Consider the following 14426-nt stretch of genomic DNA (forward strand, 5'->3'; position numbering starts at 1 on the left):
TTTTTTGCTATACTAAAAGTAGAAGAAGCTTGAATAGGGGAGCGAATAATTTTGGAAGAGAAAAAACTGAAAAGAATTCTTGAATATGTATGGATCGCTATTGTGCTCCTTGTTGGATATTATTTTTGGAAAGATAAAAGCATATGGATTCTATTTTTCATGACATTTTTATTAGCTGGGTTAGGAACATTATTTATTAACTTTTTCTTTGATAGTGTAGCGGTATGGAAAAAGAAGAAAGACAAAAAATAATCGAATAGAAAGGATATGAAATATCGCTCGCTGTATGCCATAGTGAGCGATATTATTATAGTTTGGAATATTTCGTCAAACAAAAAATGTAACAAATAAAATGGCATCAATAAGCAGAGACTACCGTTAGGAATAGACGTATTCTATGAAGTAGGAGAAGATGCTATGCTGTTTTACTTTGAACTAGTTGTTATTTTACTTTGCACAAAACTAGCTGGTGACATTAGTGTGAGACTTGGTCAACCATCTGTATTAGGAAAATTAATTATTGGTATTATTATTGGTCCGGCAGTTTTAGGGATTATTGATAGTTCAGAACTCATTGATGAACTAAGTGAAATTGGTGTTTTACTCCTTATGTTTATGGCAGGGTTAGAAACAGACTTAGAAGAACTAAATCGTAATTTAAAATCATCATTTGCAGTTGCAATCGGCGGTATTATTTTTCCTTTTCTCGGTGGCTATTTAGCGGGAATTGCGTTTGGAATGATGCAGTCGCATGCCATTTTCTTAGGATTATTACTTTGTGCAACTTCCGTCAGTATTTCTGTTCAAACATTGCGTGATTTAGGGAAAATGAATACGAGGGAGAGCACAACCATTCTCGGAGCTGCCGTCTTTGACGATGTCATTGTTGTAATTTTATTAGCCTTTGTTATGAGTTTTTTAGGGACACAAGATGTAAACATTACCCTTATAATTGCTAAAAAAGCCATCTTTTTTATTAGTATTATTGTAATTGGATGGAAAGTCGTTCCGTGGATTATGCGTATGTTAGTGCCGCTTCGTGTATCAGAAGCATTGATTAGTGCAGCACTTATTATTTGTTTTTCATTTGCTTATTATAGTGAACAAATGGGGATTGCCGGGATTATCGGAGCTTTTGCAGCCGGAATTGCCATATCGCAAACAACATATAAGCATGAAGTAGAACATAAAATTGAACCGATTGCCTATGCTATTTTTGTACCAGTCTTTTTTGTTAGTATCGGAATGGAAATTACATTTCAAGGGATTGGAAGCCAAATTTGGTTTATCGTTTTGATGACGATAATTGCAATCTTGACAAAGTTAGTTGGATCAGGACTAGGAGCAAGATTAACAGGATTTAATTTAAAATCCTCGATTAGTATTGGAGCCGGCATGGTGTCACGCGGAGAAGTAGCACTTATTATTGCGGCAAATGGATTAACCGCAAATTTACTGGCAAAAGAGAACTTTACCGCAATTGTCATTGTTGTTATATTAACGACGATTATTACACCGCCATTGTTAAAGAAATATTTTGTTTAAAAGGAAGGGCCTGTGCAACTGGACGGGCTCTTTTTTTACATTTTTAGTAGCGGTGATTTGACGAATTTGTTGGTTGATCGATATACGATATATTTGAAAAAAGGCTCATATATGGTGAGTAGGATGGAATGAAAGTGGTGATTAAGCTACAATAAAAATAAGAGTAAGGAATGGAGGATGACCAGTGAAGGCATCAACACTATTATTTAAAATTGAAAATGATATGGATCAATTCTCCCCCGCTGAAAAAAAGGTCGCTCAGTATATTATGGAACATGCTGAAATTGTTCCAAATTTAACGACGAAAGAAGTGTCTCATAATGCGGGAGCTAGTGAAGCAAGTGTCGTGCGCTTTTGTAAAACGATTGGCATTGGCAGCTTTAAAGCATTTAAATTAGCGCTTGTTCGTGAATTAACGATTGCCGATTATAATATTAATGATTTTTCCGTGCTAAATACAGAAGATGGTCCGTTTGATTTGTTTAATAAAGTGACATATGTGAATAAGGCTGCCATTGAGGCAAGTGTGACAGCAATTGATAAAAAAGAGTTAGAAAAAGCAGCAGATGCTATTTTAAATGCGGGAACGATATTATTTTACGGAGTTGGTGGATCCGCTGCACCAGCAATGGATGGAGCATATAAATTTACAAGACTTGGGTTTACAGCGATGATGCTTTCTGATTTCCACATGATGCTTCCGCTTATTACGAATTTAAAGACAGGCGATGTCTTTGTTGCTATTTCAACATCGGGACGCACAAAAGATGTATTAGAAATGGCGCAATATGCGAAAAAACAAGGAGTAACTGTTATTGCGATTACGAAACTTGACCAATTATCGCCGTTATATAAAGAAGCTGATATACATCTTTGCATCCCAGATGTAGAGCAAGATTACCGCATTGCAAGTATTGCGTCTCGAATGACACAATTAAATATCATTGATGCATTATATGTCATTACATTTAATCGGATGGGCGATCAAGTGTTGGATCGCTTTATGGAAACGAGAGCGGAAGCAGTTCGGTTAAGAAAGTTAAAGTGAAACTTTACATACAGTACTTGCTGGCCTTCTTTATAAGCGGCAAAATTCCCCTCGCGAAATCTTACATCATTGTCATCTTTACGTAAGGTTTTTAAATAGTTTTATGATTGTTCTTATGAAATAATAAGGACATAAGAAATCATTCTATTTTTTGAGGTGAAAGAAATGAACGGAAATCATATATTAGCTTCTTTAAGTTACTTTAGTATCTTTTTTGCACCATTTCTTCTTCCAATCATTATTTATTTTGTTGCAGAAGAAGAAGTGAAATATCATGCAAAGAAAGCTTTATGGACACATTTCATTCCGTATGTAGTTGTAATCATAGGTTTTGTAATATCCGGTGCATTTGGACTAAGTTCAGCGAATGATGGTGCAGTTGGTATTGCTGTTATCGCTACATTTGTAATTGCGGGTATCATAAGTATTTACTATTTCATTTGGAATATTGTAAAAGGGATTCAAGTATTGAAAGCAATTTAAATGAACGAAGAGCCTGTTCTTTTGGACGGGCTCTTTTTTATATGAGAAAGACACAATTTCGTCATGAATGAAAATGAAATATCATAAAATGAATGGTGAATATTGATTTTTAATTTCTTGGTTATATAATAAAAGTATGAAACAAAATTTCAAAGAAGGTGAAAGAATGTTAGAGCGTTTATCGACAGAACATCGGAATGAAAACACGATGAATTTAGATGAAATGAGTATAAAAGAGATTTTAGAGGCGATGAATCAAGAAGATCGTAAAGTCGCGATAGCAGTACACAATGAGATTGAACAAATTGAAAAAATCGTTCGAAATGTAATTTCATCTTTTCAAAATGGTGGACGCTTAATTTATATCGGTGCTGGAACAAGTGGCAGATTAGGTATTTTAGATGCTGTTGAGTGTCCTCCTACATTTGGTACAGACGAGAGACAAGTACAAGGATTTATAGCAGGAGGAATGAAAGCGTTTACTAAGGCGGTAGAAGGTGCAGAGGATCGCGAAGAATTGGCGATGGAAGATTTAAAAGGGATTCAGTTAAATGATAAAGATACAGTGATTGGAATTGCGGCGAGTGGTCGCACACCATATGTCATTGGTGGATTAAAATATGCAAATTATGTTGGGGCAAAGACAGCGAGTATTTCTTGTAATAAAGGGGCTGAAATGAGTAAGTTAGCACAAGTGAGTGTAGAAGTAGAAACGGGTGCTGAAGTGCTAACTGGATCGACACGGTTAAAAGCGGGCACGGCTCAAAAGTTAGTGCTCAATATGATTTCAACGGCTTCGATGATTGGTATAGGAAAGGTATATAAAAACTTAATGGTCGATGTTCAATCAACCAATCAAAAATTAGTGGAACGTTCTAAACGAATTATTATGGAAGCAACAGAGGTAGATTACAAGGATGCAGAGGCATATTACGAAAAGGCAAATCGGAATGTGAAAGCAGCAATCGTTATGATATTACTACAGTGTGAATATGGGGAAGCACTTGAAAAATTAAAAGATGCAAAAGGATTTGTGAAGAAGGCGCTATAGAAATGGGGAGGGGGGAGATTCTACTATGAAGAAAGAACAGCGAATGGCAAATGAAATTACAGAGCAACTTGGGGGAATACAAAATATACGCAGCATTGCACATTGTATGACGAGATTACGTCTTACACTTCGTGACGAAAGTAAAGTGAATATGAATCAATTGAAAAAAGTTGACGGTGTAATGGGCGTTATTGAAGATGAAACATTGCAAGTTGTCGTTGGACCGGGAACTGTCAATAAAGTAGCGGCTGAAATGGAAGTGTTGACAGGGCTACGAATAGGGGAAGTGGCCCATGATAACGATCTTGAAGACATTGGGCAAGAAATGAAATCGGCCATTAAGAAGAAAAATAATACACCAGTGAAAAACTTTTTGCGAAAAATAGGAAGTATTTTTATTCCGTTAATTCCTGGCCTTGTTGCTTCAGGTATTATAAATGGGGTTGCGAATTTCGCAAAAAATGCAGGGGCAGATCCAAATGCGACGTGGCTGCAAATCCTACTTTTAATTGGCGGCGGTATCTTTACATTTTTAGGGATTTTGGTGGGCTGGAATACAGCGAAAGAATTTGGTGGTACACCAGTTCTCGGCGCCATCGCGGGTATTTTAATTTTCAACCCGGCTATGGCAAATGTGAAAATATTTGGTGAAGCGTTAGTGCCAGGGCGCGGTGGCTTATTTGCCGTAATCTTTGCAGCATGGCTCATGGTTATTGTAGAAAGACAAGTCCGAAAAGCGGTTCCAAATGCTATTGATATTATAGTGACGCCGCTCGTTACAGTATTAGTTGTTAGTTTAGTAACGATGCTAGCTATTCAGCCAGTTGCGGGACTATTATCCGATGGAATTACAAGTGGAATAAATGCGATTTTAAATATTGGAGGAGCTCTTGCAGGTGCGGTGCTTGCAGGAACATTCTTACCGCTCGTTATGGTCGGATTACATCACGGACTTACACCGATTCACATGGAATTTATTCATCAAACACATGTAACGCCATTATTACCAGTTTTGGCAATGGCAGGAGCTGGGCAAGTAGGGGCAGCGATTGCAATCTATGTGAAAACAAAAAATAAACGCCTTCGCAATGTTATTAAAGGGGGATTGCCAGTTGGATTTTTAGGGATTGGTGAACCGTTATTATACGGGGTGACATTACCGCTTGGGAAACCATTTATTACAGCTTGTTTAGGAGCGGCTGTTGGCGGTGCTTTTCAAGCAGTTATGAAAACGGCTTCACTTGGAATCGGCGTATCAGGGATATCGTTAATTCCGCTCATTGCCGATAATAAATATTTACTCTATTTCCTTGGTTTAGTAATCGCTTATGTTTTTGGTTTTATTTTTACGTATTTCTTCGGATTTAAAGAAGAAATGGCAGAAAATATATAGAGAAAGGGATTCCTTTCTCTTTTTCTATTAATAGAGAGGAAGATTCATATGCTAGGAGTTTCGATTTATCTTGCAAAAGAGCGAGTAAAGCAACAAGAAGAATGGTTAAAAGTTGCTAAAGAAAATGGATTTTCATCTATTTTCACGTCTCTTCATATACCAGAAGATGATCCTAATACGTATAAAGAACTCATACAAATACTTGGAAGACAGGCGCAAAAGTATGAAATGGAATTAATGGTAGATGTATCTTCAAAATCATTACACCATTTAGGCATTTCATATGAAAATGTAGAAGAGCTACTAGGCTGGGGAATTACAGGTTTACGTATGGATTATGGGATAGAACCAAAGCAAATTGCTCATATATCCCGTAAGATGAAAGTTGCATTAAATGCAAGTACAATCACACCATCTTTTTGGAAAGAACTTTGTAAGGAGAATATAAGAGTCGATTCTGTAGAAGCGTGGCACAACTTTTACCCGCGTCCGGAAACGGGATTAGCAAAATCGTTTTTACAAAAGCGAAATCACTATTTACATCAATATGGTATGAAAACGATGGCTTTTATTCCTGGTGATGGTGAAAAACGGGGCCCGTTATATGAAGGACTGCCAACATTGGAAAAACACCGATATATGCGGCCGCTTGAGGCATATTTAGAATGTGTACAAGAATGTAGTGTAGATAAAGTGTTAATCGGGGATATAAGCGGGAGTTTGCAAAGTTTACAAGACATTGCATGTGCAGAAAAAGGCGTGATTCCCATTCGTTATACACCTTGTATAAATGAGAAGAAGATAGTAGAGAGGATAGAAAGAGTGCATACGAATCGGTTTGATCCAGCACGTGATGTCATTCGTTCTGTAGAATCAAGAGAAGAAAATCCAGCTATATTACGAGCAGATAATACAGTGGAACGAAAGCGTGGAAGTATTACAATTGATAACGAATTATATGGCCGATATGCAGGAGAATTACAAATAACGCTTCACGATTTACCAGAAGATGAAAAAGTGAATGTAGTTGGAAAGATAGTAAAGGAGGATATTCCGCTATTATCTTATGTGAAGGCAGGACAAAAATTGAAACTTATAAGAGCGAAAAAAACGCCGTAATATCACGGCGTTTTCTTTAATGATTGCGCGCAAGTGGTGCGCGCGGCTGCAAGATAGCGGTTTTAAAATGAGAAAATAAATAACAACCTGTGATAACAATTGCTGTTCCTAACACTTGCACCCATGTTAACGCTTCGCCTAAGAAAAGGAATGCTAATATAGCAGTGAAAATAGGGTTGAAATTTAAGAAGATTCCCGACGTTGTCGCTCCTAATTTTTGTACGCCAATATTCCAAAGGACCATGCAGACGACAGTGGAAACAAGCCCAGTGTAAAGCAAAGAAGTCAGAAAGGAAGCATCGATCTTCGTCACAGTAAATGTACGGATATGAAAAGGTAATAATAGGATAACACCGAAAATTCCCGAATAGAAAGTTGCTAGCATGGGGGATATTGTTTTCGTTGCCCATTTACTACAAACGGAGTAGATGCCCCAAATACAAACGGCAGCAATCATCCATACATCTCCACTATTGAAATGTAACGAAAATAAAATGGAAACATCCCCTTTTGATAGAACGAGAAGAACACCAAAAAAAGATAGAATCATAGAAAGAATTTGAAGCATATTGATTTTTTCTTTTAAAAATAAAGCGGAAAATAAGGCGATTGAAATCGCATTTAATGTTGAGATGAGCCCAACATTCGTAGCGGATGTGTTCTCAAGTGCTAAAAATTGAAAAATATTAAAAAGAGCAACTCCTGTAATTCCCATCAGCACTAACGGCAGAAGAGCAGCACGCGGCGGGAGGAGTTTCTTTTCTTTCAGCCATACAACCGGTAATAAACAAACAATCGCGATGATCCACCTTAAACTTGTAAGTGTCATTGGCGAAGCATAATCAACAAGTGATTTTCCAACGACGAAATTTCCTCCCCATAATAAGCTTGTTAATAATAATAAAAAAACATAAAAATAAGGCATGACTTCAAACCCCTTTTACAAAATAAGAATGAATTGTAAATCATTTTAGCATTTTTTCTTCAAATCTAATATATTCTTTTGTATAATGGTGAAAATTCAATAAAATATTTTGCCAATCATCTGTTTAAGGAAAAAAGATTCGTATTTCATATAGTTATGATGTGTTTTTTCGAAGAATCATCGGTAAGGAAAAAAGGGGGAGTTTGATGGAGTCTTCCGTTATTAAGGTATTGGATGATTTAGATGTACAAATACTTGATATTTTACAAAAGGAATCGCAAGTAAGTAATGCGGAATTAGCGCGACGTGTAAATTTATCACCATCGGCGATGCATGCGCGCATTAAAAGACTGGAGAATGAAGGATTTATTGATAAACAAGTTGCAATTTTAAATCAAGAAAAACTTGGGTTTGATTTGTTATGCTTTATTTTTATGAGTACAAATATTCATCAAGCAGAAAAGCTAGAAGTGTTAGAAACAGAATTACAATCGATGCCAGAAGTGTTAGAGTGTCATTGTTTAACAGGGGAATACGATTACTTACTGAAAGTAGCCAATCGAGATCGCAAAGAATTAGAACGTTTTATTAGAAAGTTAAATAAGCTTGGCATTACAAAAATACAGACAAGTCTGGCGCTCCGTGAAATTAAATATTCTACTGTGTTGCCGATAGGGGATACCGAAAAATCATAAATGAATTGTTATTCCAACATCCGTCATCAAGTAAAAGAAAATCCCCCAATTTGGAGGATTTTCATTAGAGTTATTTTGTATTTAGATTGATTTGAGTTTCAAGTTGAAAGAAAATCTTTTTCTTATTCTCTTTCAGTTCTTATAAATCATTATTAAAACGGGACAACTTCAGCTAAGTCAAGATTGTGATTCGGATTTGTTAATAAGACTTTCAGTTCACCTACTTCTGAGAGAGTTACAAGAATATAACCACTAATGAGGACGATGACACGTAATGTTTGCAATGTAATGTCACGGCTATTGTTTTCTGAGGTGTTTTCGGGTGTTGAAGGTGGAGTGTTATTCATAATAAGGCTCCCCTTTTTTATTTTGTATGTGTAAAATCGTTATTTCACTTATGGATACGAATCGTATAGTCATTTTCACTATATGATAAATGTCGATGAATAGGATGAAAAATTTTAGGGTGAGAAAAAAGAGATATTTGGGGGACAGGCTGTCCATAACTGTCCGATGAATATGAAATAATAACCAGTGGGGATGAACAAAATCCCCACTGGTTAAATTTGTTTTTCATGTAAATAAACGAGGTGAACGAAAGCACCTATCTTAATATACGCAATGATTCTTCAATAAACGCTGGGATATCTTCCGGTTGTCTACTTGTGACTAGTTGATTTTGGCATACGACTACTTCTTTGTCATGAAAATTTCCACCGGCATTTTTTAAATCAACTTCAATGGATTTATATCCAGTCACATCACGACCTTCAAGTGCTTCTGCAGTGATGAGAAGCTGGGGCCCGTGACAAATAGCCAAAACAGGTTTTTTCGCATCCATAAACGCTTTGCTAAAGCGAACAAAACGCTCGTCTGCACGAAGTATATCTGGGGAAAATCCGCCCGGTATGAATAGAGCATCAAAGTTCTCTGGAGAAACCTCATCAATACTTTTATCAATTACGACTTCACTCTTTCCTTGTTTACCGTGTACCGTTTTTCCTTTTTCCGTTTCAATAGTTGTTAATTCATAACCTTTTTCACGAAAAGATTTTACCGGCTCTGTGTATTCTGTATCCTCGAAATAATCCGTTAATAAAATAGCAATTTTTTTACCCATTGCGATCAGCTCCTTAATTTATAATAATGTGAAATGATAAAACGATGTCTTTTTCTTATCGGTTCCAGAATCGTCCTTGAGCAATGCCTTCTATAAACGATTCCACCGTAGTGTCTTTTAAGTTGTAAACTCCCGCCCCATCCAGTTTAAACATACAATCATCTAAAGCAAGAGGATTACTTACGAGATGGGCTATCGGTTTAAAATGTTTAAAAGTAGTTTCTGCAAATTGTAAAACAGGTGTTTGAATGACAGGCTCACTACTAAACACTAATACTGCATCAAAAAGGGAGGGATCTGTTGTTGTATAAGTATCCGTTACTTTAATGGAATCATTAAAATGATAAACTTTCTGATCTACGATGCTATAGTTCATTCGGTGCTGTGTAAAAGCTTGAATCCATTCGGACAGAAGGGATACGCTTATTTCACCATTTAATAGAATTGCAACATTTTTGGAAGCAGCTTTAGAAATAGTATTGGCCATACTGAGTGCAGGTGATTTTGCATCCGAATGTATTTCGTGATTTTCCTTAGGCAAGGGAGCTCCAACAACAGCAGCTACTTCCTGTGCTAATTGACGATCAACGTGATTCAGAAGAGCAATTACATTTGCCTTCACCATGTCAGATTTACATTTTCCAACTTCAAAGCAAAATGCTTCTTTTATGTGCTGCTTTTCGATCGGGCTCATGCTATTGTAGAAAAGTTTAGCCTGAGAATAAAAGTCAAGGAAGCTTTTACTACGACCTCTGATTTTGTGCCCATCAATCTTTTCTTGATAATGTTCATATCCTCCCTGTTCGGCCGAGACGGTTGCTGGTTGATTGTCATTTAAGCCATTGCGGTGATAGCTCGTTTGTCCGCGATGAATCTTCATCTGATGCATACCGTCACGCTGATTATTATGAAACGGACATACAGGCTGATTAATAGGAATTTGGTGAAAATTAGGACCTCCTAAACGAGATAATTGTGTATCTGTATAGGAGAATAATCTTCCTTGCAAAAGAGGGTCATTTGAAAAATCAATACCTGGTACGACATGTCCAGGATGAAATGCTACCTGTTCCGTTTCGGCAAAGAAGTTATCAACATTTTTATTCAATGTCATTTTACCAACTAGTTTTACGGGAACTTCTTCTTCCGGCCATAACTTTGTTGGATCTAAAATATCAAAATCAAATGTATGCTCATCTTCTTCGGGAATCAACTGTACTCCAAGCTCCCATTCAGGATAATCTCTTTTTTCAATTGCTTCGTATAAATCTTGACGATGGAAATCAGGATTTTTCCCAGCAATTCTTTGAGCTTCATCCCATACTAATGAATGAACCCCGAGGGTAGGCTTCCAGTGGAATTTGACGAAATGGGCTTTTCCTTCTGCATTGACAAGACGAAATGTGTGAACCCCAAAACCTTCCATCATTCGTAAACTGCGCGGAATGGCGCGGTCACTCATCTGCCACATAACCATATGAGTCGCCTCGGGATTCTGCGCAATAAAATCCCAAAAGGTATCATGAGCGCTAGCTCCTTGCGGAATGTCAGTATGCGGTTCCGGTTTAACGGCATGGACAAAGTCAGGAAATTTAATAGCATCTTGAATAAAGAATACGGGTATATTATTACCCACTAAATCATAGTTACCCTCATCTGTATAAAATTTTGTGGCAAATCCGCGTACATCTCTTACTGTGTCATTGGAACCTTTAGATCCCTGAACGGTCGAGAATCGTACAAATACAGGTGTTTTTTTTGATGGGTCAGTAAGGAAATCCGCTTTCGTATATGCTTCTAAGGATTCATAAAGTTGAAAATAACCATGTGCGCCAACGCCGCGTGCATGAACAATTCTTTCTGGAATTCGTTCATGATCAAAATGAGTCATTTTCTCGCGAAAGTGGAAATCCTCCATTAAGGTTGGACCTCTTAAGCCCGACTTTAAAGAGAATTCATCCTCGGCTATTTTTAGCCCTTGGTTTGTTGTTAAAGCATGTTTGCGTTGATTATCGATAATATGGTCTTCTAATTGCTCGGTTTTTTTATTCACAACATTGATCCCTCCTTTACTCTGTTAATTTAATAGATACCCTTTTTATTGGGATGTAAACATGTATTACGGTTTTTATATGTAAAAATCATAGTGAAACCATAAAACCTCGGGTAAAGTAAGCTTAAGAAAAAACAGAAATAACCTAGTGTATGAAGAAGTAAAAATAAGAGCAAAGCAAAGTCTTTTGTTTGATGAAGGAGCACCAATTTACGTCAAGAGAAAAGTGAAAGTAGAAATCGAGTGCGGGCATTCCGTTCATTCTCGTATAACAAAAACCACAGAGGAAATTTATTTTCTCCGTGGCTTTTAGTCATTGAAATCTGCTTTTGGAATTAAAATGAAGTAATTCGTTTTTTTGTTTTTGGTACAATAATAAATTTGATCCAAAGTAATCCGATAATCATAATGATAAGGCTATGTAAAAATTGTCCTGTAGCAACAAGTATAACAGCTGAAAAAACAACGAATTGAATACTTATTAATATGGAAATTAAGCTAAGAAATTGCTTCATTCTTTCTTCAGTATGAATCGGATACAATGCTACAATAATATTTCCCGAAAAATATTTCCAAAGGGAACGAAGTTGCATAGAAATCATATAGAGGACGACGTAAGTGATAGCGCCTTTTGCATATATGTTTGGTATAAAGTATAAGGTGAAGGCACCAATCAGCCCTAAGCGAATATATATACCGAAATAATCATTGCCGCGTAAAAATGATAGCGTATTTAAATAAAAGAAAGTTGCTTGTTTTTTATGTAAGAAAGGTTCGATCCAACTGGTAAGCCATTTTCTTTTATGTACTTGTTTTTTTAACTGAGGCACATCGGTGAAGATGCTAGCAAATTGATAAAAGCGAATATCCAATTTTTCTTCTTGTTCAATTATGTATTCCCACGGTATTCGTTTTGTAGGTTGTTTTTTCGTATATAGAAGTAGGAAAGCGAGAAGTAAGAGAGATCCGCCTAATACGATTACATTTGCTGTATAAAACAGCATGTAAATGATAAGGGCATTACAAGCTATGCGAATGATCAGCCATATGTTTTTTTCATCATGATCACGCCACGCCCAGTGTATGTACATGTTCCACGCTTTCGTAATCATTAAAACAATAAAGATTGTACATAAGAAAGGTACAGTTAATTGTAATGATTGCATAGCAAGTGGCACGAGAATAAGGAACGTAAATAGTAGCGGGAAAAGCTGAATGATGTAATTATATAGAAGCGCCTTTTTGAAATAAGATGCTAATTTCTCTTCTAGTGCAAGCAAATAAACAGCATCAGGTCGTTGAATCAATGTGCGGATTGGGCATCTCGTTATCATAAAGGTAAGTACAGCCGTTATGAGTATGAAAGATAGTCCTTTAGAAGGAGATGTTTTTAGAAACTGAGCATAATAGTATGCACCAATGCATGAAATAAAGATAAAGCTATATAGTAAACCGTTAATCATACGTGCAAAGTATGTAATGATATTTTGAATATGTTGTTGGAAGCGGCTGCTCCATAGCGATTCGATTGACATGTTTTTCACCTCTATTTCTATTATAAGGTGAAAATAAAAACGAGCAAATTTGAAGTGACCCCTAAAAGTTAGACACGGTTATTTCATTAGGCAGCTTGATAAAAGTGAGTCCGGTATTGTACCGGGCTCATTTTTAATTTTGCCTTTATCCGTTTCTTATTATAATAATCTATATATTTTTCTAATTCTATTTTAAATTCCTCTACACTTTCAAACTCTTTTATGTAGAGGAATTCTGACTTCATGATCCCGAAGAAATTCTCCATGACTGCGTTGTCATAACAGTTTCCTTTTCGGGACATACTCTGCACCAATACCTCTTGATTCAAGTGTCCGGACATATTGTTTCATTTGATAATGCCACCCTTGATCGGAATGCATCAATAGTTGGTGGTTTTCAGGTAATCGTTCTAATGCTGTCTCTAACATTTCTGAAACAAGTGAATACGTCGGTCTAGAGCCAATTGTATAGGTAATAATCTCACCATTATACAAATCTAATACAGGTGATACATACAGTTTCTCTCCAAACAATTTAAACTCTGTGATGTCCGTTACCCATTTTTGATTTGGTGCATCTGCATGAAAATTGCGCGCTAAAATATTCGGTGCAATTTTACCAACTTTCCCCTTATAAGACTTATATTTTTTCATACGCACAACACATTTTAATCCAAGCTCTTTCATAATGCGCTGAACCTTCTTGTGATTCACTTTCTGACCACGATTCGTTAATTCATCACGTAGCCATAACGACCTTCATTTTCCTCATAAATTTCTTTAATTTCAACCTTTAAATCGGCATCTAGATCCGGACGATTCATTTTCTTTACTAAATCATAATAGGTGCTTCGTGGAATATCAGCTAGCTTCACGAGTGCCTTCACTGAATATTTGTGCCTTAATTCATAGACTACTTGCGCTTTGTCTTGTTTCGTGACTTTTCCTTGTTTTGAACTAAGGCATTCAACTTTTTTAAGTACTCATTTTCCATTTCAAGCTGTTTAATACGTGCTTCAAGTGCTTCGAATGATCCTTCAGCTGATGCTTGTTTGGATTGTTTACTTGACTCTTTTTTCATGAATGGACGCCCCTTTTTCTTTGATTGAAAGGCATCAATTCCTTGTGTTTCGAGTTGTTTTTTCCAAACAACAATCGTTGAGGGAGCAGGAATGTTAAAGATAGCTGCCGTTTCAAATAAGGACGTACCGTTTTCAATCATAAAGTTTCGTACGTCTAGTTTAAATTGTTGCGTGTAATTTGTATACCGTTTTAAAAAAGCTTCCACACCATTTTGTTTATATTGGTTTACCCAATTCAAAATTACTGTGTCTCTTATGCCGATTGCTTTACCGATTTCTCGGTAACTTTCATATCCGTTCAAATAACGTAGAACGATGTGTATTTTTTCATCAGCTGTAAATTTAACCATAGAAAAACTGCACCTCCAATTGTTAGA

Annotated in this window: 13 protein-coding genes and 1 pseudogene; 8 read left to right on the forward strand and 6 right to left on the reverse strand. The window is 36.5% G+C overall.

The annotated features are described in order from the left end of the window. The first annotated feature begins 51 nt into the window (after nt 1–51). The 7 genes from MR063_RS16025 to MR063_RS16055 all read left to right on the forward strand — a co-directional run bounded on the left by MR063_RS16025 (nt 52) and on the right by MR063_RS16055 (nt 6639). Nucleotides 52–252 (forward strand): hypothetical protein, encoded by a 201-nt coding sequence (locus MR063_RS16025; RefSeq protein WP_242199356.1) that lies wholly within the window; start codon nt 52–54, stop codon nt 250–252. Nucleotides 253–417: 165 nt separating this feature from the next. Beyond that, nucleotides 418–1545 (forward strand): cation:proton antiporter, encoded by a 1128-nt coding sequence (locus MR063_RS16030; RefSeq protein ID WP_242199359.1) that lies wholly within the window; start codon nt 418–420, stop codon nt 1543–1545. Between the two features lie 184 nt (nt 1546–1729). Further along, nucleotides 1730–2593: a MurR/RpiR family transcriptional regulator gene (locus MR063_RS16035; RefSeq protein WP_242199362.1), complete on the forward strand. Its 864-nt coding sequence runs from the start codon at nt 1730–1732 to the stop codon at nt 2591–2593. 165 nt (nt 2594–2758) lie between these two features. After that, entirely contained in the window at nt 2759–3076 is a 318-nt protein-coding gene (locus MR063_RS16040) for a magnetosome magnetite crystal formation protein family (RefSeq protein ID WP_242199365.1), read from the forward strand. A 166-nt stretch (nt 3077–3242) separates the two neighbouring features. Beyond that, nucleotides 3243–4127: an N-acetylmuramic acid 6-phosphate etherase gene (murQ, locus tag MR063_RS16045; RefSeq protein WP_242199523.1), complete on the forward strand. Its 885-nt coding sequence runs from the start codon at nt 3243–3245 to the stop codon at nt 4125–4127. A gap of 25 nt (nt 4128–4152) precedes the next feature. Then, nucleotides 4153–5520 carry a PTS transporter subunit EIIC gene (locus MR063_RS16050; protein WP_242199368.1) on the forward strand — a complete coding sequence of 456 codons (1368 nt, stop codon included), beginning with the start codon at nt 4153–4155 and terminating at the stop codon, nt 5518–5520. 48 nt (nt 5521–5568) lie between these two features. After that, entirely contained in the window at nt 5569–6639 is a 1071-nt protein-coding gene (locus MR063_RS16055) for a DUF871 domain-containing protein (RefSeq protein ID WP_242199371.1), read from the forward strand. A 16-nt stretch (nt 6640–6655) separates the two neighbouring features. Here MR063_RS16055 and MR063_RS16060 read toward each other — a convergent pair whose 3' ends face one another. Next, a complete protein-coding gene (locus tag MR063_RS16060) occupies nt 6656–7564 on the reverse strand; it encodes a DMT family transporter (RefSeq protein WP_242199372.1) in 909 nt (302 codons plus the stop codon). 206 nt (nt 7565–7770) lie between these two features. On the opposite strand from MR063_RS16060, the gene MR063_RS16065 reads away from it, so the two are divergent. After that, entirely contained in the window at nt 7771–8259 is a 489-nt protein-coding gene (locus MR063_RS16065; RefSeq protein ID WP_242199374.1) for an Lrp/AsnC family transcriptional regulator, read from the forward strand. 152 nt (nt 8260–8411) lie between these two features. Here the strand turns inward: MR063_RS16065 and MR063_RS16070 are convergent, their stop codons facing one another. From MR063_RS16070 to MR063_RS16090, 5 genes and pseudogenes are all read right to left on the reverse strand, one after another. Next, nucleotides 8412–8606: a hypothetical protein gene (locus MR063_RS16070; protein WP_242199376.1), complete on the reverse strand. Its 195-nt coding sequence runs from the start codon at nt 8604–8606 to the stop codon at nt 8412–8414. 257 nt (nt 8607–8863) lie between these two features. Further along, entirely contained in the window at nt 8864–9379 is a 516-nt protein-coding gene (locus MR063_RS16075; RefSeq protein WP_242199378.1) for a type 1 glutamine amidotransferase domain-containing protein, read from the reverse strand. 55 nt (nt 9380–9434) lie between these two features. After that, nucleotides 9435–11432, reverse strand: a complete 1998-nt coding sequence (locus MR063_RS16080) for a catalase (protein WP_242199381.1) — start codon at nt 11430–11432, stop codon at nt 9435–9437. Between the two features lie 335 nt (nt 11433–11767). Then, nucleotides 11768–12967, reverse strand: a complete 1200-nt coding sequence (locus tag MR063_RS16085) for an ABC transporter permease (protein WP_242199401.1) — start codon at nt 12965–12967, stop codon at nt 11768–11770. 86 nt (nt 12968–13053) lie between these two features. Continuing rightward, nucleotides 13054–14399, reverse strand: a pseudogene (locus MR063_RS16090) (IS3 family transposase). Nucleotides 14400–14426 lie beyond the last annotated feature (27 nt).

This window comes from Bacillus cereus group sp. BfR-BA-01492 (assembly GCF_022662815.1).
GTDB classification, from domain to species: domain Bacteria; phylum Bacillota; class Bacilli; order Bacillales; family Bacillaceae_G; genus Bacillus_A; species Bacillus_A cereus_BD.